General features: G+C 56.9%; 25 protein-coding genes and 1 tRNA gene. 17 read left to right on the top strand and 9 right to left on the bottom strand.

What is annotated here, in order from left to right; all coding sequences use genetic code 11:
- The first annotated feature begins 96 nt into the window (after window positions 1-96).
- Window positions 97-513, top strand: a complete 417-nt coding sequence (locus KCG46_RS08915; RefSeq protein WP_218404886.1) for an EVE domain-containing protein — start codon at window positions 97-99, stop codon at window positions 511-513.
- Window positions 514-517: 4 nt separating this feature from the next.
- Here the strand turns inward: KCG46_RS08915 and KCG46_RS08920 are convergent, their stop codons facing one another.
- Window positions 518-2,191, bottom strand: coding sequence for a thiamine pyrophosphate-binding protein (locus KCG46_RS08920; RefSeq protein ID WP_218404887.1), 1,674 nt, complete (start codon window positions 2,189-2,191; stop codon window positions 518-520).
- Window positions 2,192-2,407: 216 nt separating this feature from the next.
- Here KCG46_RS08920 and KCG46_RS08925 point away from each other — a divergent pair, with 216 nt between their 5' ends.
- Window positions 2,408-2,599 (top strand): hypothetical protein, encoded by a 192-nt coding sequence (locus KCG46_RS08925; RefSeq protein ID WP_218404888.1) that lies wholly within the window; start codon window positions 2,408-2,410, stop codon window positions 2,597-2,599.
- Between the two features lie 4 nt (window positions 2,600-2,603).
- Here KCG46_RS08925 and KCG46_RS08930 read toward each other — a convergent pair whose 3' ends face one another.
- On the bottom strand, window positions 2,604-4,001 hold the full coding sequence (locus KCG46_RS08930) for an MFS transporter (protein ID WP_218404889.1): 1,398 nt from the start codon (window positions 3,999-4,001) through the stop codon (window positions 2,604-2,606).
- A 124-nt stretch (window positions 4,002-4,125) separates the two neighbouring features.
- Between KCG46_RS08930 and pgsA the strand changes: the two genes are divergently transcribed.
- On the top strand, window positions 4,126-4,734 hold the full coding sequence (gene pgsA, locus KCG46_RS08935; RefSeq protein ID WP_218404890.1) for a CDP-diacylglycerol--glycerol-3-phosphate 3-phosphatidyltransferase: 609 nt from the start codon (window positions 4,126-4,128) through the stop codon (window positions 4,732-4,734).
- Between the two features lies 1 nt (window position 4,735).
- Here the strand turns inward: pgsA and KCG46_RS08940 are convergent, their stop codons facing one another.
- The 6 genes from KCG46_RS08940 to rnd all read right to left on the bottom strand — a co-directional run bounded on the left by KCG46_RS08940 (window position 4,736) and on the right by rnd (window position 10,176).
- Window positions 4,736-4,945, bottom strand: a complete 210-nt coding sequence (locus KCG46_RS08940) for a hypothetical protein (RefSeq protein WP_218404891.1) — start codon at window positions 4,943-4,945, stop codon at window positions 4,736-4,738.
- A gap of 97 nt (window positions 4,946-5,042) precedes the next feature.
- A complete protein-coding gene (locus tag KCG46_RS08945; RefSeq protein ID WP_218404892.1) occupies window positions 5,043-6,029 on the bottom strand; it encodes an SRPBCC family protein in 987 nt (328 codons plus the stop codon).
- 72 nt (window positions 6,030-6,101) lie between these two features.
- On the bottom strand, window positions 6,102-6,602 hold the full coding sequence (locus KCG46_RS08950; RefSeq protein WP_218404893.1) for a hypothetical protein: 501 nt from the start codon (window positions 6,600-6,602) through the stop codon (window positions 6,102-6,104).
- Window positions 6,603-6,611: 9 nt separating this feature from the next.
- Window positions 6,612-7,868 (bottom strand): LysM peptidoglycan-binding domain-containing protein, encoded by a 1,257-nt coding sequence (locus KCG46_RS08955; RefSeq protein WP_218404894.1) that lies wholly within the window; start codon window positions 7,866-7,868, stop codon window positions 6,612-6,614.
- A gap of 186 nt (window positions 7,869-8,054) precedes the next feature.
- Complete coding sequence (locus KCG46_RS08960) at window positions 8,055-8,951, bottom strand: hydrogen peroxide-inducible genes activator (protein WP_218404895.1); 897 nt, start codon at window positions 8,949-8,951, stop codon at window positions 8,055-8,057.
- Window positions 8,952-8,961: 10 nt separating this feature from the next.
- Entirely contained in the window at window positions 8,962-10,176 is a 1,215-nt protein-coding gene (gene rnd, locus KCG46_RS08965) for a ribonuclease D (protein WP_218404896.1), read from the bottom strand.
- Between the two features lie 190 nt (window positions 10,177-10,366).
- Here rnd and aspS point away from each other — a divergent pair, with 190 nt between their 5' ends.
- Window positions 10,367-12,157 carry an aspartate--tRNA ligase gene (aspS, locus tag KCG46_RS08970; RefSeq protein ID WP_218404897.1) on the top strand — a complete coding sequence of 597 codons (1,791 nt, stop codon included), beginning with the start codon at window positions 10,367-10,369 and terminating at the stop codon, window positions 12,155-12,157.
- A gap of 165 nt (window positions 12,158-12,322) precedes the next feature.
- On the opposite strand, the gene KCG46_RS08975 is transcribed toward aspS, so the two are convergent.
- Entirely contained in the window at window positions 12,323-12,769 is a 447-nt protein-coding gene (locus KCG46_RS08975; protein ID WP_218404898.1) for a PA2169 family four-helix-bundle protein, read from the bottom strand.
- A gap of 247 nt (window positions 12,770-13,016) precedes the next feature.
- On the opposite strand from KCG46_RS08975, the gene KCG46_RS08980 reads away from it, so the two are divergent.
- The 13 genes from KCG46_RS08980 (at window position 13,017) to KCG46_RS09040 (ending at window position 24,308) form a co-directional block, all read left to right on the top strand.
- Window positions 13,017-14,000, top strand: coding sequence for a tetratricopeptide repeat protein (locus KCG46_RS08980; RefSeq protein ID WP_218404899.1), 984 nt, complete (start codon window positions 13,017-13,019; stop codon window positions 13,998-14,000).
- A gap of 36 nt (window positions 14,001-14,036) precedes the next feature.
- Entirely contained in the window at window positions 14,037-14,828 is a 792-nt protein-coding gene (locus tag KCG46_RS08985; RefSeq protein WP_218404900.1) for a hypothetical protein, read from the top strand.
- A gap of 100 nt (window positions 14,829-14,928) precedes the next feature.
- Window positions 14,929-15,165 (top strand): acyl carrier protein, encoded by a 237-nt coding sequence (locus KCG46_RS08990; protein ID WP_067596821.1) that lies wholly within the window; start codon window positions 14,929-14,931, stop codon window positions 15,163-15,165.
- 124 nt (window positions 15,166-15,289) lie between these two features.
- Window positions 15,290-16,552 (top strand): beta-ketoacyl-ACP synthase II, encoded by a 1,263-nt coding sequence (gene fabF, locus KCG46_RS08995; protein ID WP_218404901.1) that lies wholly within the window; start codon window positions 15,290-15,292, stop codon window positions 16,550-16,552.
- 4 nt (window positions 16,553-16,556) lie between these two features.
- Window positions 16,557-17,525, top strand: coding sequence for an endolytic transglycosylase MltG (gene mltG, locus KCG46_RS09000; protein WP_218404902.1), 969 nt, complete (start codon window positions 16,557-16,559; stop codon window positions 17,523-17,525).
- A 66-nt stretch (window positions 17,526-17,591) separates the two neighbouring features.
- Complete coding sequence (locus KCG46_RS09005) at window positions 17,592-18,110, top strand: 2'-5' RNA ligase family protein (RefSeq protein ID WP_218404903.1); 519 nt, start codon at window positions 17,592-17,594, stop codon at window positions 18,108-18,110.
- An 89-nt stretch (window positions 18,111-18,199) separates the two neighbouring features.
- Window positions 18,200-18,276: transfer RNA gene (locus KCG46_RS09010), tRNA-Met, on the top strand.
- Window positions 18,277-18,346: 70 nt separating this feature from the next.
- Window positions 18,347-19,537, top strand: a complete 1,191-nt coding sequence (locus KCG46_RS09015; RefSeq protein ID WP_218404904.1) for an acyl-CoA dehydrogenase family protein — start codon at window positions 18,347-18,349, stop codon at window positions 19,535-19,537.
- A 5-nt stretch (window positions 19,538-19,542) separates the two neighbouring features.
- Window positions 19,543-19,998, top strand: coding sequence for a lasso peptide biosynthesis B2 protein (locus KCG46_RS09020; protein WP_218404905.1), 456 nt, complete (start codon window positions 19,543-19,545; stop codon window positions 19,996-19,998).
- A gap of 49 nt (window positions 19,999-20,047) precedes the next feature.
- Complete coding sequence (locus KCG46_RS09025) at window positions 20,048-20,962, top strand: aminotransferase class IV (RefSeq protein WP_218404906.1); 915 nt, start codon at window positions 20,048-20,050, stop codon at window positions 20,960-20,962.
- Window positions 20,959-21,681: a sulfotransferase-like domain-containing protein gene (locus KCG46_RS09030; RefSeq protein ID WP_218404907.1), complete on the top strand. Its 723-nt coding sequence runs from the start codon at window positions 20,959-20,961 to the stop codon at window positions 21,679-21,681. Before KCG46_RS09025 ends, KCG46_RS09030 begins: the two co-directional genes overlap by 4 nt.
- Before the next feature lie 81 nt (window positions 21,682-21,762).
- On the top strand, window positions 21,763-22,506 hold the full coding sequence (otsB, locus tag KCG46_RS09035) for a trehalose-phosphatase (RefSeq protein ID WP_218404908.1): 744 nt from the start codon (window positions 21,763-21,765) through the stop codon (window positions 22,504-22,506).
- On the top strand, window positions 22,503-24,308 hold the full coding sequence (locus tag KCG46_RS09040; RefSeq protein ID WP_218404909.1) for a glycoside hydrolase family 15 protein: 1,806 nt from the start codon (window positions 22,503-22,505) through the stop codon (window positions 24,306-24,308). The genes otsB and KCG46_RS09040 overlap by 4 nt, the downstream gene beginning before the upstream one ends.
- The last annotated feature ends 2 nt before the right edge of the window (window positions 24,309-24,310 follow it).

A 24,310-nucleotide genomic window follows, 5' to 3' on the forward strand; every position in this document is an offset into this window, starting at 1 on the left:
GTTAATTCACTATTGTAGTGCGCATAAGGGGTGGCCGCACAGCGACCGCAGAGTTAGTCATTACTATGAGAATCCACTCGATCGGGAGAGCATTTCATGGCCAACAAGCAATATTGGCTGATCAAATCCGAGCCGTTCAAATACAGCTGGGATGATCTAGTCGCGGAGCAGGAGGGCACTTGGGACGGGGTTCGCAACCATACAGCGAAAAACAACCTGAAGGCCATGAATGTCGGCGATGAATGCTTTTTCTATCACAGCCGTGAAGGTTTGGAGATTGTTGGAATTTGCGCCGTCAGCGTCGCGAACATCCTCGATCCAACGGATCAAACTGGCAAATGGGCCGCAGTGAAGGTTAAGCCGAAGGTGAAGTGGGACAATCCAGTCAGTCTGAAACAAATCAAAGCCGAGCCAAAGCTGGAAGATTGCGACTTGGTGCGCTTGTCGCGCCTGTCCGTTGCCTCGATCAAGCCAGCAGAGTGGAAACTGATCTGCCGAATGGCAGAGGGTTAAGCGATTACGCTTTCGCTCGCAGCCCGCTGATCGTTGCCCCGCTGGCGGCGAGTTGTTCGATCTCGATCTTCATGTGAATTAGGCGCAGGCCTTCACGTTTCTGGGCCTCTCCAAGTGCGGCCATGAATTCTTGGGTGGTTGCGGCCGTGGCGCTCCACCCGCCAAACGCCGCGCCGAGCATGGCGAAGTCGGGATTGGACAATTTCGTGCCGGAAACACGCGCAGGATATTCGCGCTCTTGATGCATACGGATCGTTCCGTACGCGCCGTTGTCGATCACCAGCACCAGCAAATTCGCGCCGTGCTGAACTGCCGTCGCAAGCTCTTGCCCGTTCATCAGGAAATCACCGTCACCGGCCACCGCGACAACCTGGCGTTCAGGATGGCGCAGAGCGGCGGCGACTGCGGCTGGCACACCGTAACCCATCGCGCCTGCTGTCGGCGCAAGCTGGCTGGGATATCCGGCATAGCGCCAATAACGGTGCCACCAACCGGCAAAATTGCCCGCGCCGTTGCAGATGATGCTGTCTTCGGGGAGTGCTTCGCGCATGTGAGCCACGCATGCAGCCATATCCAGCAAAGGCGGATTGTCTGAAGGCGTTGCCGTTGCCCATTCGCGCCATTCGCGATTTGCCTCTGAGCCTGCATCAAAGGGAATGACTGCGCTGTCTTCCCAAAGCGCAGCAGCTTCGGCGAATTCGTCGACAGAGCAGCACATTTCCAGATCGGTTTTGTAAACGCGTCCTAATTCATTCGCATCGGGATGGATGTGGACGAGCAATTGATCGGGATGCTCCAATGTCGGAACTTCATATCCGTCGGTCGTTGCCTCACCCAAGCGCGCGCCAACAGCGATAATCAGGTCTGCGTCTTTAACCCGCTGCACCAGCTTGGGATTGGGGCCGTAGCCCATATTGCCCGCATAGACAGGGGAGGAAGGCGCAATTGCATCCTGACGGCGGAAAGCAGTCGCCACGGGAAGGCCGATATTTTCGGCGAATTGCTGAAAGTGGTCGCGCGCTTTCGCGTTCCATCCCGCGCCGCCGATAATCGCAATCGGGCTGGCTGCATCGGCGATCAGGCCAAACAGGGCCTGCATCGCATCGGGACATGCCGCCTGAGCGGGGCGGTGTGTCAGAGGGCGTGGCTTGATCGCCGGATCAACTGCATCGCACAGCATGTCTTCGGGAAGAGCGATGACAACAGGGCCGGGTCGCCCGCTGATCGCGACTGAATAGGCGCGCGCGATATATTCGGGGATGCGAGCCGGATCATCGATCCGTGTCGCCCATTTGCAGATCGGCCCGAAATAGGCGCTGAAATCGACTTCCTGAAAGCCTTCGCGGTCGCGCATCGGACGCGCCACATCGCCGACAAACAGGATCATCGGCTGCGAATCCTGATGCGCGACATGCACGCCGATGCTGGCATTGGTTGCGCCGGGGCCGCGTGTCACGAACGCGATGCCGGGCCGTCCCGAACCGGCAGCGCCCATCGCGCCATCCGCGCAGGCCATAAACGCAGCGCCGCCTTCCTGACGGCAGGTGAGGGTTTCGATTGTGGTCGTGTCATGCAGTGCATCGAGCACCGCTAGGAAGCTTTCCCCCGGAACGGTGAAGACACGGTCGGTCCCTTGCTCGGCAAGGCATTCCACCAGCAACTCAGCTGCGCTCTTCATGTCCCGTTTCTCCCACTTTGCGGACCTGTCCTTGGCGCTTAGCTGGGGTGCGAAGCAGAGGCAATTGCAGTGAGAGCGGTACAACCGACATGGTTAGCGAAACGCCAGTTCTGTCCCGCTGTGTGACAGGGGATAAGCAGGCGGCAGGGAAGGGGTTAAGAAAACGTTAAAACCGCGTAGGCGGGCCGCAGATAACAAAACAACTCGAGAGAGAATATGCGTCGCAGCCTTGTCCTTACTGATGAAACAAGTCGTCACCCGTTCCGCGCAACACTGCCGCCGAACGTGAAGGCTGACCTGCTTGATATTCCGGCGGAATCGCTGTGGCGGTTGACCGCAGAAGACGTCCGCGGATTTGCCACCACCTATGTGGCGGTGACTGCGGCGGTGCTCGTCTTTATCTTCTGAGGATTTACAGCGCCGCTTTTGCGGGAGCGGCCTCAATCTCGGCATTGTGAAGCTTCTTGCCAAGCCACGCGGCGATTGCCGTCATCAGGGCTGCGAACATCAATTGTTCGGCCACCGGAATGCCGAGCGCGGTCATGCCCAGCGCCACGATCGAACCCGTTACCATCGCCAGCGAATTGACGATATTGTTGGCTGCAATTGTGCGGCTGGCGGCATCAGGCGCGCAGCGCGTGGTTAGAAACGCGTAGAGCGGCACCACAAACATTCCGCCTGCGGTCGAAATGCCCAGCAGGATCAGCGAAAGCGGAATCGCGAGCGGTTCCAAAATCCACTGCTCAATTGGCAGCAATTCGCCCGCTTCATTCGGAACCCATGCACGGCAAACGAAGTAAAAGCCCATGAGGAAAATACCCATCAGCACGACGCAGGTCGGGGCGTATCGGGCGGACACTTCGCCTTTCAAGAGCGTGTTGATCACCATCGATCCAATCGCGATGCCGATCGAAAAGATGACGAGAAACAGGCTCGCGACTTCTGGCGTGGCGAGAAGCTGATTCTTCGCGAGCGGCGGGAACTGGATGAACAGAACCGCGCCGATGGTCCAGAAAAAACTGATGGCGATAATCGCGAACCAGATCTCTCGAATGTCGCGGGTCTTTTTGACGAGCCGCCAGCTCATTACGACCTGATCGGCGAGCGCAACAGGTGCATAGCCAATCCAGCGTAGAACCGGATTGCGGGTCTTTTCGGCATAAGGTTCCAGCAAGGGGAAGTGCAGTTCATGGTTCCCTTGCGGCGGAGCATCCGGCACCCAGCGGCACACCAAATATCCGACAATCGACGTTATCACGACCAGTATGATGGCGTATTCGATGTCGATAAATCCGGCGAGGATCGTGCCGGTCAGGATCGCGATATAGGTGCCTGCCTCGACCAAGCCGGTACCGGGCAACACTTCATCTTTTTTGAGATGCTGCGGCAGGATCGCATATTTGATCGGACCAAGGAAAGCGGATTGCACCGCTGCCAGAAACACCACTGCGAGCAGCATCGGGATGGCTACCGTGTGCACGGCAATGCCCTGCCAAGCCATGTACAGCCCCGCCGCGCCGAGGGATGCCCAGCCAATCTCGCACAGTTTCACAATGCGGATGATCGCGGCTTTATCGCGCGTGTCGGCAAGCTGACCTGCCAAAGCAGAAAACAGCACAAACGGGGTGATGAACAGCAGCGAGGCAACGCCGCTAAAGAACGCTTCCTGTTTTTCGTCGCTGTAAACGGAATAGACAACGAACAGGACCAGCGCGGTCTTATAAAGGTTGTCATTGAACGCATTGAAAAATTGCGTGACCATTAGCGGCATAAACCGCTTACGGGTCAGGAGACGCGTCGACGTGGTCATAAATGGTGTTCGAAATCGCTCCTCTGATTCCCAGATAGCGGTTGCACCGTCTTTCACAAGAGCGTTCACAAACCGGCAAGGTGACTTTTGCGCGGATAAAAGTGACGCTAGAGCATCCTTTGATATGTTGACGTTACCCAACATCCTTACGCTTTCGCGTATATTCGCTCTGCCGCTTTTGGCGTTCTTCCTGTGGTGGCCGGAATGGCGGCTGGGGTATGCGATTGGTTTTGCGCTCTATGCGCTGATTGCGATCACCGACTTTTTTGACGGTTATCTGGCGCGTGCGCAGGGGACTGTTTCAAAGCTCGGCATCTTCCTCGATCCGATTGCGGACAAGATCATGGTGGCAACCGTGCTGCTGATCCTGACCGCGCAAGGGTATCTGCGCGGACCATATGTCGGCGATATGCATGTCATTGCGGGTCTAGTGATCCTGATCCGCGAGATTGCGGTATCGGGCCTGCGAGAATTTTTGGGCGGGTTGCAGGTATCCGTCCCCGTGTCGGCACTGGCGAAGTGGAAGACGACGTTTCAACTGATCGCGCTCGGCGCGCTAATCGGCGGCGGCGCGGTGCATGGCCAGCCATGCCAAAGCCCCGGTCCGGACTGCCTGACCATCGCCGAAAGCTGGGTCCACGTAATCGGCCTCGGCAGCCTATGGGCAGCGGCGGTGCTGACCGTGATTACCGGCTGGGATTACCTGCGGGTTGGTTTGAAGCATATGGATTGAGCTAGCTGAAATAGCGAGCGGCCCAATAAGCTCCGCCACTTATTGCCAATATCGTCAACATTCCCGATGCGATGAAAAGAGGCATAACGTGCAGCCTGCCTTCTTCATTAGCGCGCATAACGGTCGAGAGTTGCGCATCGTTGTTTGAAACCGCAAAACTTGCTGCAAAGAACGCAGGAATCATCGTCCACCAAAACGAAAAATATCCCATGCCTGAAGCAATTCCACACCCGATTGTGATCAGTATTGTTAGACAGCCAAGCAATTCAAATTCCCTAAGTATTGACGTTCGAAATTGTACGTGTGGACTATCCCGCCTCAGCCCGCACCTTAATCACCTCAAGTACATTGTCGTGAACATCGCCGAGCAGCACTTCGCCCCATAGGCCGAAATACCAGCCGAGCCGTGTGCGCATTTGGTATTGCGTGGTTAGCGTCAGTTCGACTTCGCCATTTCCGGTATCGCTAAGCGTGTATCCGCCGCGCGCAATCTTCACGACGGGACCATCGGGATTGATGTGTTTGTCGGTGTGCGCTTGAACGGATTCGTCGGGGAATACGAAGGACCACGCGATCCGTTCTCCTTCGACAATCTCGTCCACATGCTCTTCAAAACGGATGTTAGGGCCCCATTCGGCCTCGCGAACCAACCCGCTTTCGCGCTCGACCAGAGCCGCGTCGCTAGGACGGGGGATGCCGATCACATCATGGGTGAAAGTCGCTTTGCCTTCATCGCCCGCAATATCGGGGATCGCGACCAGCATCGGCCACACCTCTTCCGCGCTCGCGGCGATTGTAACGGTGCGCGTTACAGAGCGTTCCTGCCATTCCGGCGGGCTCATTTCCTCGGCATAGATCAGCGCGAATGGCAAAGTGAGGGCGGCGGAGATTTTCAGGCGCGTGCCTGATGCGGCCTCACGCTCGGCCTCTTCGCGCCGGATTTTGATTATCAACCCCGCGAGAGCTCCACCAATTCCGCCGACCAACCAGAACGGCAGCACCATCATGATGCAAACCAGCCCTTCGCCGACGCCAAAATAGACAAGCGGGAAAAGTATCGCGAACAAAACAATAGGGGCCAGTATGCAGCCGACTGTGTTGTAGGATGCCCAGCCCAATCCACCGACCAATGCGCCCAAGGCAAACGGTATAGCGAACAGCACGCCAAACCCGGCATAGCCTTCGTCAATGCCGGGGCCGTATACGAGATAGGCAAACGCACCCAGCATCGTAGCTAGCATACCCAGCAGAAAGCCTGAGCCGGCGGTATTCGGAGGTGTCGGAGGTGCGTACATGATAGCCGTGGTTATGGCCGATATGATGCAAAGCTACAAAACCTTAAGGCACTGGTTTTGGCGCAGCGATGATCAATCCGCGACTGTGACCTCGTAACTCTGCCTTGTCGTACCCACAGGATAGACCGACGCTGTGAATTCACCTTCGACATACAGCACTTTGTCGTCCGGCAAATTCTCGACGTGACTCTTGGCAAACTCGTCCAACCGTTTCCATTTGCCAAGCGATCTGAGCGCCTTTGGATCCAGCAGACTTGCTTTCACATTGGCGCATTTCTCGCCTTCCCAAATGAGCGTTTCCGGATCGTATCCTTCATAGGCGAATTCGATCAGGCAGGCTGGCTTGTCGCCTTGTTTGATGTCTTTCTGACTTGAGATTTCGGTTTTGGAGGCGGTGACTGCTTCGGGCGCGATATCAGCCTTTGGTTCGATTTGGTTGGACTGCGCGAGCGGCGGCGCTGCCACCGGCTTGCTATCCGCCGGTGCTTCGGCCTGTGGTTCGTTGGAGCAAGCGGCTGTCATCATCAGCGTCGCAACCGATAGTGCGATACCCGTCTTCGAATAATACTTCATGCAAGCACCTTACCGTGGATCGTACTCGACATGAAGGTGGTTGTTGCTCGAATTGGAGAACGTTTCAAAGATGACATCATAATCATTGCCAAGTTTCTGCTCGACGCGCGCATCTAAGGCAGAGCCTTGATCGCGGGTGATGTTACGCCCTCGGAAATCCAATGCGCGGTTTGCATAGTGCAGTGAATTGGTGCTGTGCCTGCTGTCATTGCCCGACGTGATGACGGGGCGCGGAAGGTTCAACTCGCTTGCCGCTTGCGACACGGCGATGATCACGGCCTCCATCGATGGATGCAGCGCGCCAATCTTCACCGACCGGCTTTTCACACCGACATTATGCTGGGCCGCGATTGCGCGCCCGTCCACCGATCCGCTGCTGACCGATCGCGAGTTGGAAGGGGCTGTGCCGCCGGGCAAAACCACTTGAAACGGGGCGGGGCGGAACCGCTGCAATTCCGGCACTGTACCATGACGGTGGATCGCATTGCCTTTGCCGAGAACAGGGCCGTCGAGAGCCATGATCCAAACGAGATTGTGTGAATCGGAAAAATGCGGATTTGCATAATTGAGGTGCGAGCTCACGAATGAGGGCGTGCCGGTGGCCAGCTTCTGCAGGTAGTCGTCTACGAAGGTGTTCACGCGGCTGCTGACGTTCCTCATCGGGTATTGGTCGACCGAACTGCGTCCTTCTTTGCGTGAAATCGGGCCATTGATATCCGAAAACTGGTTTCGGGCATTCACAACGCTGGCGATGGTCGAACCCCAATGATCGGAGGCAAGCCGGTTGAGGATGGTATCAACGATACCTTTTGCCTGATCGTCACCGGCGAACTGCACCCACTCGGTCTGAAGCGTCTTCTTTATGTCTCGAACGTCCTTTTCGGTCAGATTGAGATGTCCGTCGGTGTTGTCGCCGCCACCTGTGCTGCCACCGCTGGTCGTGCCGCCGCCGCTGCTACCCGAACCAGCGGGTATAGTGATCGATTGGCCGACAGAGATCATGTTCGCGTTTCGGATGCGGGGATTGGCCGCCACGATCGCTTCAACAGTGGTGCCGTGCGCGCTCGCAATTTTGGACAGGCTATCGCCCGATTGCACCAGATAGACGTTGCTTGCCTCGCGAATGGTGATGACCTGACCGACACGGATAAGATTGGGATCACGGATATTGTTGCGTAGGGCCAGGTCCTCGACATCGACATTGAACCGGTTCGCGATCTTTTGAAGCGTATCGCCGGATTTTACGGTGTAGGTTTCGTTCGACATAATTCCCTCCCAATCTGCAGAAGCCGATTTAGAGCGTTCCACTGAATTGGTATTGTACAAATATGTCCGAGGGATTTTGGTCGGAACAGTATCTGAAATTAAACGGAATTTTTTAAAGTCTAGAGATAAATCTCAGTTCTATTCAGACTTTGACTACCGATATGTCGGCGAACTGTTTTTCTATTGCTAACCTGCGCGGAGTTCTTCTGCGAGCAGTTTGAAATCTGCCTCACGCGGCGAGTTCTTGCGCCACACCAGAACAATTTCGCGTTTCGCTGTGTCGCTTTCGACAGGGCGGGCGACCACGTCTGTGCCGGTGAGAATGCCGGCCTCAATCGCCATTTCGGGAAGCATGGTGAGGCCAAGGTCATGATCGACCATTTGCACCAGCGTGTGCAGGCTGGTGCCGATCATCGCGGCGCTGGCGCGCAGTTCACTGCGGTTGCAAGCGGCGAGAGCGTGATCGCGTAGGCAATGCCCGTCTTCGAGCAGCAACAGCCGCCCTTGATCGATCATATCGGGATGAATGCTCGCGGGCGGATCGCGCGGGTCGTCTTTCGGGAAAGCAACAAACAACCGGTCGTCAGAGATGTGCTCAAACTCTGCCTCTGCCGTGTCAAATGGCAGGGCCAGCAACACGCAATCCACCCTGCCATGTTGCAACGAATCCATCGCGTCCTGGCTGGTTTCCTCGCGCAGCAGCAATTGCAGATCGGGACGTTCTTTACGCAGGCGCGGAAGAATGCGCGGGATCATAAACGGTGCGATGGTCGGGATCACGCTCATGCGGAGCTGTCCCGAAAGCGGTTTACCCGCGGCTTGCACCAGATCGGACAGCTCCTCCGCCTCGCGCAGAAGTTTATTCGCTTTGGTCACTACCTGCTCGCCCAGCGCCGTAAAACGTACCACGCGGCGGCTGCGTTCTACCAGCGTCACGCCCAGCAGCGATTCCAGCTCGCGAATCCCCGCCGATAGCGTCGATTGCGAAACAAAGCTGGCATCAGCTGCGCGGCCAAAATGGCCGTGCTCATGCAGCGCAACCAGATATTGCAATTGTTTGATCGTGGGGAGGTAGGTGGACATTTGCGCCCTCTTACTCCGCTGCTTCGGCGTCGGCCTGCGTTTCTTCCATGCTCGCTTGCATGTCATCGATATGGGTCATTTTCAGCCTGCCGCCTTGAACTGCAAAGGCAAGTCTGCCCTCGACCAGTTCCAGCGCGTCTTTGCCGAACACATCGTAACGCCAACCCTCGAGAACTTTTAGCTCGCGAACACCGGCGGCGAGCGCTTCCATCTCGTCTGCGCGGGTGAGCAGGCGCGGGGCCACATCAATTTCGCGGGCGCGGATTTTCAAAAGCAGTTTGAGCAGGTCGGCTACAAGCGCGCCTTCTTTGCCCAAAGGCGCGCCGCGCTTCATTTTTTGCGGCATCTCTTCTTTGGAAAGCGGTTCAGCATCGGCGATGATCTTCATCATGCGTTTGCCAATGTCGTTGTCTTTCCATGCCGCAGAAAGCCCGCGCACTTTGGCGAGATCGGACTGCTTCTTGGGCGGGTGGCTGGCGATGTCGGCGAGCGTTTCATCGCGCATGATCCGGCCGCGCGGGATATTTTTGTGCTGCGCTTCGCCTTCGCGCCAAGCGGCGAGCGCTTTCAAGCGGCCCAGAACGGTCGGATTGCGGCCTTGCGAGCGGATGCGTTTCCATGAATTGTCTGCATCGACAATGTAGTTACTCGCATCAGCCAATTTTTCCATCTCCGCATTAAGCCAGTTGCCGCGTTCAGTCTTGATCAGTTTTTGCAGGATCTTCGGGAAGATCACGGACAAATGCGTAACATCGCCGATGGCGTATTCGATCTGGCGATCGGTCAGCGGTCGGCGGCTCCAATCGGTGAAACGCGCGCCCTTATCGACGGTGATGCCCAGCCAAGTCTCCACAAGGTTGGCATAGCCGATCTGTTCCGACTGGCTGATCGCCATCATCGAGATTTGCGTGTCGAAAATGGGATAGGGTGTCTTGCCCGTAAGGTTGACGATAATTTCGACATCCTGACCGCCAGCATGGAAAACCTTCAGCACCTCGTCATTCTCGCACATCAAATCGAGCAGCGGGGTTAGGTCAATGCCATCGGCCAGCGGATCAATCGCGGCGGCCTCTTCCGTATTGGCGATCTGCACCAGGCAGAGTTCCGGCCAATAGGTGTTCTCGCGCATGAACTCTGTGTCCACGGCTACAAATTCGGATTTTGAGAGGCGCTCGCACAGTTCGGTGAGAGCTTCGGTGGTGGTAATCAGATCATGTATTTTCATTGTTCTTCTTGTTCGTTGGAGCGGAGTACCGCTCTCGGGCTTTACGCCCAGTTCATCGCTTCCCTTGACAAAACGGAGGTCTTGCCCTGTTAGCGCGCGCACAAAGAGGGCATAGATGGCCCCATAAATTTGCAGGCGCGCCCGCGCCGTGGTCCTTTGGGCCATACGCATAAACAGGACAAGAGTTTAGATGCACGCTTATCGCACACACACTTGCGCACAGCTTTCCGCTGAAAATGTCGGAGAATCGATCCGTTTGTCGGGCTGGGTCCACCGTAAACGCGATCATGGCGGGGTTTTGTTCGTCGATCTGCGCGATCACTACGGAATCACCCAGCTGGTTGCGGATGAAGATTCGCCCGCTCTCGAAGTGTTTGAACGGCTCCGCGCAGAATCTGTCATCACCATTGATGGCGATGTTAAAGCGCGCACGCCCGAAACGGTGAATAAAGACCTGCCCACTGGTGCAATCGAGGTATTCGTTCGATCGATCACAATCCAGAGCGCAGCTGAAGAATTGCCGATGCCGGTTGCAGGTGAGCAGGAATATCCTGAGGAAATCCGCCTCAAATATCGCTTCCTCGATCTGCGACGTGAAACTATGCACCGCAACATCGTGCTGCGGTCGCAGGTCATTACCTCGCTGCGCAACCGGATGACGGGGCAGGGCTTTACCGAATTTCAAACTCCGATCCTGACGGCGTCTTCGCCAGAGGGCGCACGCGACTTCCTCGTGCCGTCGCGCATGCATCCGGGCAATTTCTACGCGCTGCCTCAGGCGCCGCAGATGTTCAAACAAATGCTGATGGTGTCCGGCTTTGACCGGTATTTCCAGATCGCGCCGTGTTTCCGCGATGAAGATTTGCGCGCCGATCGCTCCCTCGAATTCTATCAGCTCGACTTCGAAATGAGCTTCGTCACGCAGGAAGACGTGTTCCAAGCGCTCGAGCCTGTTCTCGCTGGTACGTTCGAGGAATTCTCTGGCGGTTACAGCGTTACGCCATCGGGCAGCTTCCCGCGTATCCCATACGCCGAAGCAATGATGAAATACGGCACCGATAAGCCGGACCTGCGTAACCCGCTGATCATCAGCGATGTCACCAGCCACTTCGAAAAGTCGGGCTTTGGCCTGTTTGAGAAGATCGTGGGCGGCGGCGGCGTTGTCCGTGTGATCCCGGCGCCGAAGACGAATGAGAAGAGCCGCAAGTTCTTCGACGATATGAACAATTGGGCGCGCAGCGAAGGCTTCGCCGGTCTCGGCTATGTTACCCGCAAAGGTGGTGAGTTCGGCGGGCCGATTGCGAAAAACCACGGGCCGGACCTTATGGCGAAACTCTATGACGAGCTTGGCCTTGGCGCAGATGACGGATTGTTCTTTGCCGCTGGCAAGGAAAAGGACGCGGCGAAACTGGCCGGTGCTGCGCGCACCCAGATTGCCGAGCAACTTGAGCTGATCGAACAGGATTGCTTCAAATTCTGCTGGATCGTCGATTTCCCGATGTATGAATGGGATGAAGACGCGAAGAAGGTCGATTTCAGCCACAACCCATTCTCCATGCCGCAAGGCGAGATGGAAGCGCTCGAAACGATGGACCCGTTGGAGGTCAAGGCGTGGCAGTACGACATCGTCTGCAACGGCTATGAACTGTCATCGGGCGCGATCCGGAACCATCGTCCGGACATCATGTACAAAGCGTTTGAACTGGCCGGATACACCAACGAAGACGTGGACCGCGAATTTGGCGGCATGATCGAAGCGTTCAAGCTGGGCGCGCCGCCGCATGGCGGATCGGCTCCGGGGATTGACCGGATCGTGATGCTGCTGGCGGGTGAAGAAGCCATCCGCGAAGTCATCGCTTTCCCGATGAACCAGAAGGGTGAAGACCTGATGATGAGCGCGCCGAGCAAGGCCGAGCCCGCGCAGCTGCGCGAGCTGTTCCTGCGCACGATTGAACCGCCCAAGAAAGAGGGTGAACAGTAAGCGCGCGTCACCTGAAGCGAACAGAAAAAGGCCGCCTCGCGCAATGCGCAAGGTGGCCTTTTTTATGTGATATCGCCAGGGGGAGGTGGCGGAGCGCACGGCGCTTCTGTCAGAAGAGGCGGGCGCTCAACGCCCTGACGCTTCCCCGGGCGTCATCCTGTCGGATTATGCATATTGCTCTTCCAGCATATTGGCGAATTTCTCGCCCTTGCTGATTTCATTGTACGCATCTTGGATCAGGGTGCGGACCGACAGATCCATGTCTGCGACATCTTCGTCTGTCAGCACATCGCGGAACTTTTCGGCAATATATTCTTCGCCTTCGTCCACTCGCTCGACTGCGGCTTTGTCGCCGCCCGAGATCGCTTCGGTGATCTTCAAAAATGTCTGGTGCACCGATCCGGTCATACTGACGCTCACGATCGGTTTCTCGCCGTGCATCTGCAGGCCGTTGTTCAGTTTCGCCAGCGTTTGTGCTCGCATATCGGCCCGCTGTTCCAGCGCCGTTGTCAGTGCGCGGCTGTCAGAATGTTCCGCTGCCTTACGGTAACCTTCGACTGAATCAAATGTGGTTTGGGTAAGTGATTTAAGAATTTCAATATTCTGTGTCATGGCTCTCCTTGACCGTTGAGTTTCAATTGCGCTGCGCCAAATGCGATGCGCTTTCAATGACTTAATGGCTGAAGGGCATGAATGGTTCCGAGCCTTCGCTGAGCCGTTCATGAACTGCGATGGGTTGTGTGTCTTCGCCCGATCGTTGAAGATTCTCCGCTGAAAAGCGGCTCCAGTCTGGCAATTCATCTTACCCTAACCTCGATCACTCGATATGCTAAACTCAATTCCAAGGGGGAGCGGGTCAATGAAATCGGGTTTTCGTATCGCGTCTGGCGCGGCTGTTTTGGGGGCGGCGTTTGCTGCCACTTTTGCCCATGCAGAAACCATCTCGGTCGAGGGGTACCTCCCTGCGAGCAGCGATGCGGGCATCGAACTGGAAGTAATCGCAGTTGATCCGTTGGACGGTAATCAAGGCGGCAAACTCGGTTTCGAACTAAAAAAGGCTCTCGAACGCGCCGGCGTTGATAACAACCGATGGTTTGATGTCGCGCCGGGGCGCGATACGCCAGTGGATGCGGTTTTTCAGGGATCCGCTGACTCTCAATCTTCGATCACCCAGCTGGAGGACAAAGAAGTCCGCAGCTGCGAGAAGAAGAACGAGGACAAGAAATGCATCCGCTACAAAACGACATATTACGATTGTAACCGGTTTGAGGTCTCTCTTTATCCCGATATCGAGCTTGTCTCCCGCGAAGGCGAAGTGCTGTATTACGAGCGTGACGAGCTAACCCGCACCGAAGATCATTGTGACGATTCCGGATCGCGTCCCTCGCGCAGTGAAATGGCGAGCGGCCTTGTGCGCAGCTTTGCTGGCCGGGTCCGCCGCGCGCTTGCCCCGCGCAATTACCGGCAGGACTACCGGATTCTTGAACGCCGCAAAGGCTTGGAGAAGGCCGATCGCCACGCGTTCAAAGCGGCTGTGAAGCTGACCAAGATCGATGAAGATGCGGCATGCGAGGCGTTTAAAGCGATTGAATTAAGCGCGCCGGATCAGGCCTCTGTCCTGTTCAACGTCGCGCTGTGTCATGAACGGTTTGGCGATTATGACATGGCCCGCGAAACGTATCAGCGCGCGCTTGACGCTTCGCCTGATAAGCCGATGACTCTGGAGGCATTCGACCGCGTTGATAACTGGCAGCAAGGGCTCAATCAGGTGAATATGCGGGCAGAGATAATGGCCGCGCCCTCCGACGAAGAGGTTCCGCCAGCTGTCCCGTTTTCGCAGTGATGTAACGGCGCTGCGTTGACGCGCGAACTAGACAGTATGAACACCACTCGGCGACATGCAATATTGGGCGGCTTGGCCGCAGGGCTGGGCGCGGCGACGCAGCCTTTGGCTGGATGCGCGTCTGAACGCACATCCTTAGATCCTTCGATCACCAAAGTGACAGTGCTGGGCGCGATCCATGGGCGTCATCGCACCAGCGAGCTCTATTCGCTCGATGTGCTGCGCAAAGCGATCATGCGGGCAGAGCCTGACATTGTGCTTACCGAATTGCCGCCGGATCAGGTGGATCTGGCGCTGAGCAGTTTCGCGGAAACGGGCAAAGTTGCCGCGCCGCGTGCGCGTGTTTTTCCAGAGTTGACCGAAGCGGTGTTTCCGCTGTCAGAGACGATGGGTTACTCCATTACGGGCAATGCGGGCTGGAGCCGCGAACTCGCTGATAACCGCAACGCGGCACTCAAAGTGATTGAGAATGACCCTGCGCGCGCAGATGAATGGGCGGAGCATCAGGCGGCGAGGGCACGCTATTCGCGCGAGTTGAGAGCGCGCGGCGATGATCCGCGGTTCATTCATACCCCTGAATATGACGCAATCGTCGAGCGCGCCCAGACGCCCTATCAGACATATTTCGACGGTGATCTTGGCCCTGGCGGGTGGACACAGATAAACCGTGCCCACACCGATTTGACCGCGCAAACACTCGATTCCGTAACGGGAAAGGGGCTTAAAGCCCTTGTGATCTTCGGTTCATGGCATAAATACATGATCGAGCGCGCCTTGATGAAACGCAGCGATATCGAGCTTTTACCGGCCCGCTCGCTGTTCGACTAAAGGGCGCAAACGGGGGCAAAAGTGATCGGCACTTGCGCTCAATCGAACTGGCTATTAGGGCCATTCTTGTTATTCAAAACCCAATTTAAGAGGGATACACATGAGCGATACTGCCGACCGCGTGCAGAAGATTGTTGTCGAGCACCTTGGTGTTGAAGGCGACAAAGTTACTCAGGAAGCCAGCTTCATTGATGATCTGGGCGCAGACAGCCTCGACATCGTTGAGCTCGTGATGGCTTTCGAAGAAGAATTCGGTGTTGAAATTCCTGACGATGCTGCTGAGAAAATCAGCACCGTTGGCGATGCCACCAAGTTCATCGAAGAACATAAGGGCTAATTGCCCCCGGCATGCCCGCATAGCGGGCGGCTGACCAACAGGCCCGAGCCCTTTGCAGGGTCGCGGGCCTGTAGTGTTTCTGCGTCACACAAATAACGCCCGTTCGGGGCTTTTGGAGAATGGTATGCGCCGCGTTGTTGTAACCGGACTTGGACTTGTCACCCCGCTGGGCGGCGATGTCGAAACCTCTTGGAAAAACCTGATCGCGGGCGAAAGCGGCGCGGGCCAGATCACGCGGTTTGATACGTCGGACCAGAAATGCACCATCGCGTGTGAGGTGAAGGACAAGGATCACCCTTGGGGCTTCGACGCGGACAAGCGCGTCGATCACAAGGTTCAACGGCAGGTTGATCCCTTCATCGTCTTCGGCATTGATGCCGCGGGTCAGGCTCTCGAAGACGCGGGCCTTACCGATATGACGCAGGCCGAAAAGGAGCGCACTGGCTGCTCCATTGGCGCGGGCATTGGCGGTCTCCCGGGTATTGAAAGCGAAAGCTTGGTTCTCGCAAATCGCGGCCCTGCGCGTGTGTCACCGCACTTTGTCCACGGCCGCTTGATCAACCTTGTCACCGGACAGGTTCAGATCAAATACGGCTTTATGGGGCCGAACCACGCTGTTGTGACAGCTTGCTCCACCGGTGCGCATTCGATTGGCGATGCCGCGCGCATGATTATGATGGATGATGCGGATGTGATGCTGGCTGGCGGTGCGGAAAGCACCATCAACCCGCTGGGTATCGCAGGCTTTGCACAGGCGCGCGCACTGAACACGGGCATGAACGATCGTCCGACCGAGGCGAGCCGCCCTTATGACAAAGACCGCGAAGGCTTTGTCATGGGTGAGGGTGCCGGTGTCGTCGTGCTGGAAGAGTACGAGCGGGCCAAAGCACGCGGTGCGACGATCTATGCTGAAGTCACCGGATACGGCCTTTCTGGCGATGCTTACCACGTCACTGCGCCGCATCCAGACGGCAAGGGCGCAGAGCTGGCGATGAAGATGGCTCTGAAAAAGGCTGGCCTAACCTCGGGCGATATTGATTACGTAAACGCTCACGGCACCAGCACTATGGCCGACACAATCGAGCTGGCCGCTGTTATGCGGGTACTCGGCAAAGACCTCGGCGGTGCTTCGATGAGCTCGACGAAATCTGCTATCGGCCACCTTCTCGGCGGCGCTGGCGCGGTTGAGGCGGTGTTCTGCATTCTCGCCATGCGCGATGGCATTGTCCCGCCGACGCTGAACCTGCACAATCCTGATGACGGCACCGAAGGCATTGACCTTGTGCCGCACACCGCAAGAAAGCGCGAAGTGCGCGCAGTGCTGAATAACAGCTTTGGCTTTGGCGGCACCAACGCATCACTGATTATGCAAAAGGTTGACGGGTAAGCGCATGAAAAAGGTCGGCTGCATCGCCGGATTGCTGTTTGCAGTTGCTCTTGCAGCGGGCCTGTATCTTGGCGGCACCCTGATGGGCAGCACCACGATCAAGCAGGAAACGCCGTTCGTCATACCGGCGGGATCGTCGCTCAGCGCGGTTGCGAACAAGCTGGAAGATGAAGGCCTGATCGTCTCCGCCGATGGCTTCTTGATGTATGCGCGGGTGCTGGGTTCGTCCGATCCGATCCAGGCAGGCGAGTTCTCGCTAAAGCCGGAAATGAGCCAGGGCGACATTCTGGCTGCGTTTCAGAACGGCGATGTTATCCGGCGTTTTGTGACAATCCCCGAAGGCATGCCATCGATCCTCGTGCACGAGAAATTGATGGCAGAAGAGCTGCTTACGGGCGATATTGCGGTCCCTCTCGAAGGGTCAGTGATGCCTGATACCTATTCGTATGAGCGCGGACAGGATCGCGGCGAGATTATCGAGCAGATGCAAACGGCGATGGACAAATACCTTGCCGAGGCATGGGCAGAACGCGGGCCGGATATCGCGGTTGAGACAATGCGTGAGGCCTTAACTCTGGCGTCTATTGTCGAGAAAGAAACCGGAACCGCATCAGAGCGCGGCACCGTGGCTGGCCTATATTCCAACCGCGTAAAGACCGGCATGCTGCTGCAAGCCGATCCGACGATCATCTACCCGATCACCAAGGGTAAGCCGCTGGGCCGCCGCATCCGCCAATCCGAAATTGCGGCTGTGAATGGTTACAACACCTACACCCGCGTCGGCTTGCCAGAGGGGCCGATCACCAATCCAGGACGAGAGAGTATCGCGGCCGTGCTCAATCCTGAACGCCACAACTACCTCTTCATGGTAGCTGACGGCACGGGAGGGCATGAATTCAACGCCACGTTGGAAGGGCATAATGCGGCGGTTGAGAAATGGTATCAGCTCCGCCGTGAACGGGGCGAAATGTAGGTCCTGAAGCGCGGCCAGAAAAAGTGAGAGCCGGTTTTCGGTTCGGCCGCGCGACCACATTAGATCATGGCCAACCCGTTCATCGTTACTGCGAAATTGCCGCCCGATATTCAGGGATGGTCTGATAGCCTGCGCCGCGCGCATTACCCGGCGCAGCGAAACCACCTGCATGCGCATGTCACCATGTTCCATTCCTTCGCGCCTTCGCTGCTCGATGAGCTAAAGGATTTCCTTCCGCGCGTTGCGAATGAGTTTGCCGCTCCCGAAGCCGAAATCAGCGGAGTGATGGATCTGCACACCGGAACCGCGATCGCGCTGCACAGCCCGCAATTGCTGATCCTTCGCGAATTTATTGCCGAGCATTTCCATGGCAGCTTAACGGCGCAGGACCTGTACGAGCCGCGCCCGCACATCACGATCCAGAACAAGGTGACAAAACGCGAGGCGAGGGCATTGCAGGCCGAACTCGCCCCTCAGATAGAGCACACCCGGTTCGCCTTTCCGGCGCTCGAACTGCACCTTTACAAGGGCGGTCCGTGGGAACCGGTGAAGGCATGCCGGTTCAGAGGGCGAGAGCGGCTTTAAACTTGCGCATATCAACGGTTGACCCGCGCGCAGCCGCGCCCTAAATGCGCCGCTCGCTTGAGGCAATTATCCTCGCGAAGCCCAGATGGGGCGGAGTAGCTCAGTTGGTTAGAGCAGTGGAATCATAATCCATGTGTCGGGGGTTCAAATCCCTCCTCCGCTACCATTTCATTGCATCTTGGAAGTCTGCTACGAAGCGCTGACTAGAATTTCCTCAAGATGCAAAGAGCCACGGCATGAACCTCTCGCAATCCCCTGAGTTGCAGCAATTTCGCTCCGAGATTCGATCATACTTTCAGAATGACTATCCTAAGGACATTCTCGAAAAGGTCGCATCAGGGGCAAGTTTGACGACGGCCGACGTTCGCAAGGCAGAGATGGCACTGGGTGCCAAAGGATGGCTCGCCAGTGCGTGGCCGAAAGAGCACGGCGGGCCCGGCTGGTCGATTGAGGAACAATACATCTTTGATGAGGAGTTGGAGCGGGCAGGGGTGCCCACGGTCACTCCTATGGGCGTCGTCTATGTCGGGCCCGTTGTTTACACATTCGGCAGTGATGAACAAAAGGCAGCTTGGCTTCCCGGAATTGCCGATGGATCAGTCGGCTGGGCGCAAGGATACAGTGAACCTGATGCAGGCTCTGATCTCGCATCTTTGCAGTTTTCCGCTGTTCGCGATGGCGATGAATATGTCCTCAACGGGACAAAGATATGGACCTCTGCGGCGAACCACGCCGACTGGATTTTCCTGCTTACCCGGACATCGAAGGAAGAAAAGAAGCAGCTGGGCATCACTTTCGTCTGCGCAGAGCTGGATCAGCCCGGCGTTACGGTCAAACCGATCATCTCGATTGATGGCAAATATCATTTAAGTCAGGTCGAGTTTGTTGATGTTCGTGTGCCGGTTTTCAATCGCATCGGTGAAGAGGGCAAAGGCTGGACCTATTCGCAATATTTGCTGGGTAACGAGAGGACGTCGTACGCGCGGATCGGGGGCAAGCGCACGCAGCTCGCGAACATCCGCGCGATCGCTTCGCAGATTTCAGCGGGCGGCAACCAGCGGCTGATCGACGACAGCGCGTTCGCAGCGCGATTGAGCGCAGCAGATATGCGCGTGGATGCTTTAGAGATCACTGTTCTGCGCGTGCTCTGCTCGGTCAAAGATGGCGGGTCGCCGGGTAAAGAAGCATCGATCCTGAAAATTATGGCGACCGAAACTGCCCAGGAAATCACGGGGCTCTTTTGTGTCGCTGCAGCAGAGCACGGGATGCGCAAATTCGACGATAGCGTTAGTCCGGAGTGGACCGGCGACGCTGCTTTCGCCGCGCCGGGCGTTGCCACATATTTTGGCACCAGAGCGCAGAGTATTTATGGCGGAACGAATGAAATTCAGCGCAACATCATCGCGAAGCATGTGCTGGATTTGTGAGGCCAATGTTGGCTCGTCCTTTCAACGTGATCAGGAAACTGCTGGGCGGCGCGCGATGGGCGTTTGAAGCCACCATTATGCTCGCGGCGGCTCGGTTTCTGATAAAGTTCGTCCCGTTCCGATACTGGCGGAAATGGTTGGGCGATGTTGCCGAAAGCAGTGGGCCGTTTCATCAAAACGAGAAACTCGATCCAGACCGCGCTCGGTTTGTTGGTATCTGGGTCAGACGGGCCGCTGGAAAAGTGCCGTTCGATGCAGTTTGCCTTCCCCAAGCGATGGCGGGAAGGTGGATGCTGAAACGGCGCGGATTAGCTGGCCGTATCACCATCGGTGCCCGTGCGAACGACGACGACCGAAATGCGCTATTCCACGCATGGCTGATGCACGGGGATCAATGCCTCACCGGTCAGCATGAAAGAGACACCTACAAGGCGTTCGTCCGTTCAGAGCCTCAATCTTAGCTCTGCTTTCGGCTCTTGCCACGTTCGCCCGGACGCTTAGACAGATCGCATGGCTAAAGGAACACATGATTTTGCGCCTGACCCGCGCAATGAGAGCATTCTGATCAACGTCAACGGAGAACTGGTACCGCGCGCAGCCGCGACCGTTTCTGTTTTTGATAGCGGGTTCATGCTGGGAGACGGCGTGTGGGAGGGATTGAGGCTGCATCGCGGCAAAATCGCCTTCCTAGAGGCGCATCTCGACCGCCTTTACGAAGGCTCAAAGGCGATAGCGATGGATGTTGGTCTGTCCCGCGCAGAACTGTCTGACCGGATTGATGCGACCATTGATGGCAATGATATGCGCGAGCAGGAAGGCGTGCACATCAGATTGATGGTGACGCGCGGCATTCGCTCGACGCCGTATCAAGACCCGCGCGTCGTGATCTCGCCGGCCACGATTGTGATCATCCCAGAATACAAGGCGCCGCTGCCGTCCACCATTGAAACAGGCATCCGGCTGTTCACTGTTCATGTGAGGCGCGGCGATCCGGCGGTGCAGGATCAAAAGCTCAACTCGCACAGCAAACTCAACTGCATCACAGCCTGTATTCAGGCCACGCAGGCCGGAGCAGACGAGGCATTGATGCTCGATCCGCAGGGCTTCGTTGCGACCTGCAACTCAACCCATTTCTTTATCGTCCGCAAAGGCGAGGTTTGGACCTCCGCGGGCGATTATTGCCTTGGCGGAATAACGCGCAGCAGCGTGATCCGTGTGTGCGAAGAAGCCGGCATTCCGGTGTTCCAGAAGAACTTTTCACTCACCGATGTCTACGGCGCGGATGAGGCATTCGTGACCGGTACGTTCGCAGGTGTTGTGCCCGTTACAGAAGTGGATGGCCGGAAGTTGACGGAGGCGCGCGGACCGATGGTTGAAAGGCTTCAGGGGCTCTACAAGGCCCTTATTGATCGGGACGTCGCATGACAATCAGGATCGCCATGTGGTCAGGTCCGCGGAACCTCTCCACTGCGATGATGCGCAGCTTTTCGAGCCGCACCGATACGTTCGTCAGTGATGAGCCATTCTATGGAGCATACCTGAAAGAAACTGGCGATCCGCAGCCGATGATTGAGGATGTGATCGCCTCGATGGATTGCGATTGGCAAAGCGTGGCGGCTCAAATGCGCGGCGATGCGCCTGATGGTTCGGCAATCTGGTATCAAAAACAGATGCCGCACCATATGGAAGGCCCCGTTTCAATCGATGATTTTCCAACTCTTCGCCATGCCTTCCTGATCCGCAATCCCGTCCGAGTGGCGGCGAGTTACGCCAAGAAGCGCAGCGCGATCCGCCCTGAACACCTCGGTATCGCTCGTCAGCGTGAATACTTTGACGCTGAAGCTCAGCGAACCGGCTATGCGCCGCCAGTGGTCGATTCCGACGATGTTTTGCGCGATCCCGCCGGCACACTCGCTAAGCTTTGCGAGGCACTTGGGATCGCATGGGATCCGGCGATGCTCGGCTGGGCGAAAGGGTCACATTCAGCAGACGGCGTGTGGGGTGCACATTGGTATGACAGGGTGAATGCCTCGACCGGCTTTGGTGCGGCTCCTGGGTCATTGCCGGAACTCGATTCCGATTATGCGCGCGTCGCGGACACTTGCCGTGCAGATTACGAATTGTTGAAAGCCCACGCGATCTGAGCAAGCGAACCATTCACGCATACGATTGTGCAATGCAGCAGAATTGTTGACGGGTCGGTCTGAGCCTCTATGCCTCGCACTATGGTATCCGGCACTGCAACGGGCGCGCCGCCGCCGCTTGCCTCCCTGATGGGGGAGGGGCCGGTGTCTCTCTTTCTCGACTTTGATGGAACACTTGTTGAGCTTGCTCCGGGCCCGGATGAGATCAAACCGCGCGCTGGTTTGGCGAGCGAACTTGGCGTTGTTTCGACCAGACTTGATGGCCGATGCGCGATTGTCAGCGGTCGCGGACTCGACGATATCGAAAAGCATATCGGACCGCTTCCTGTGGCCGGCGCTGGCTCGCACGGGTCGGACGTTCGCGCTGCGGATGGTACACAGCTGGGTGACGGCGCGATTGGGCTTCCCGCAGCTATCGAGCAGCGATTGCGCGTTTTTGCGGCTGATAACGCGCTTGATTACGAGCACAAACCGCATGGCGGTGCGCTGCATTACCGCTCCAATCAGGAAGCAGGGCCCGCCGCACACGCCTTTGCCAAGCAGCTGGCGGATGAGAACGGTTGGGCTGCGCAAAGCGGCAAATGCGTGGTCGAAATAGTGGCGAAGAGCGCCAATAAGGGCGCTGCCGTCCGAGCCTTTCTAGGCATCGCTCCATTCGCCGGATCGCGCCCCTTTTTTCTTGGCGATGACTTGACCGATGAAGCGGGTTTTGCCGCTTGCATCGAAGCTGGCGGCGCCGGTATCTTGATCGGCGACCGCGAGGAAACCATTGCCACCTATCGCCTTCCTAATGTTACCTCTGTCCACGAATGGCTTAATCTATGAATGAAACGCGCATCCCCAATCTGGAACTTTGGCCGATTGGCAATTGTCAGGTTTCCGGACTGATTGATCAGACGGGTGCGCTGGTCTGGGGCTGTGTGCCGCGTGTTGATGGCGATCCGGTGTTTTCATCACTGCTCAACGATGATCAGCGTGATGCGGGTATCTGGCGGTTTGAACTTGAAGGGCAGGTCTCTTCCAAACAGGAATATATTCGCAACACGCCCAACCTTGTCACCACGCTGGAGGCGAGCGATGGCAGCGCGATTGAAATTCTTGATTTCTGCCCGCGTTATGAACGTTCTGGTCGGATGTACCGCCCGGTTGCTTACACTCGAATTGTTCGTCCGATTGCGGGCATTCCGCGTGTTCGCGTGGTGCTCAATCCGGTGAAGAATTACGGCGCGCAGGTCGCGGATACGACGCACGGAACCAACCATATCCGCTATCTCGTCGGGCCGCAGGCGCTTCGCCTCTCAACGGATGCTCCAGTGGGCTACGTTCTCGATGGCCGGACCTTCCGCATCGAGGAGGATACGCATTTCTTCCTCGGCCCGGATGAACCGTTTGTCGGGAACCTGCGCGAAGAAGTGCGCGGTATGGAACAGCGAACGCGCAAATATTGGCAGCGGTGGGTGCGCGGGCTCCACATTCCGTTCGAATGGCAAGAGGAAGTGATCCGCTGTGCGATAACTCTCAAATTGTGCCAGCATGAAGAGACCGGTGCGATTGTCGCCGCGCTGACAACATCCATTCCCGAAGCTGCAAACTCGGAACGCAACTGGGATTATCGTTACTGCTGGATCCGCGATTCCTATTACACGATTCAGGCGCTCAATCGGCTTGGCGCGCTTGATGTCATGGAAAAGTATCTCGGCTATCTGCGCAACATCGTGGACGGCGCACGCGGCGGACAGATCCAGCCGCTCTATTCGGTGATGGGCGAAAGCGAGCTGGACGAGACAACGGCCAGCTACCTCGCGGGGTATCGCGGCATGGGTCCTGTTCGGAGGGGCAATGCGGCGTACAAACAGATCCAGCACGATTGTTACGGCCAGATTGTTTTGCCGAGCGTGCAAAGCTTCTTCGACAAACGCCTGCTGCGTCCGGCGGACGAGCGCGATTTTGAGAACTTGGAGCAAGTTGGCAAGATGGCGTGGGCCATGCATGATCAACCAGACGCTGGGCTTTGGGAATTCCGGACACGCGAAGAGGTCCACACCTACTCAGCGGTAATGAGCTGGGCAGCATGTGACCGGCTGGCGACCGTGGCGACGCATATTGGCAAAGATGACCGCGCCGCAATTTGGCGCGAGCGGGCCGATAGCATCCGCGATACGATTGAGACGAAAGCATGGAAAGATGATGGCAAAGGCGGCGGCCATTACGGGGCCAGCTTTGAAAGCGATTATCTGGATGCGAGTTTGCTCCAGATGGTCGAACTGCGTTTCCTTTCGCCGGACAATGATCGTTTCAAGCAGACCTTTGCTGCTGTTGAGGAGCATTTGCGGCGCGGAAATCACATGCTCCGCTATGCAGCCGAAGACGATTTCGGCGCGCCGGAAACCGCGTTTAACGTCTGCACATTCTGGCTGATTGAAGCTTTGCACCTCGCTGGACGAGATGATGAAGCGCGCACTTTGTTCAATACGATGCTCAGCCATACAACCGGATCGGGGCTTTTGTCGGAAGACCTTGATTATGAGACCGGCGAGCTTTGGGGGAACTTCCCGCAGACCTACTCGCTAGTAGGGGTAATCAATTGCGCTGGACTGCTCTCCAAATTGTGGAGCGATGTGAGGTAGAA

This window comes from Erythrobacter crassostreae (assembly GCF_019204045.1).
In the GTDB taxonomy this organism is placed as follows: domain Bacteria; phylum Pseudomonadota; class Alphaproteobacteria; order Sphingomonadales; family Sphingomonadaceae; genus Erythrobacter; species Erythrobacter crassostreae.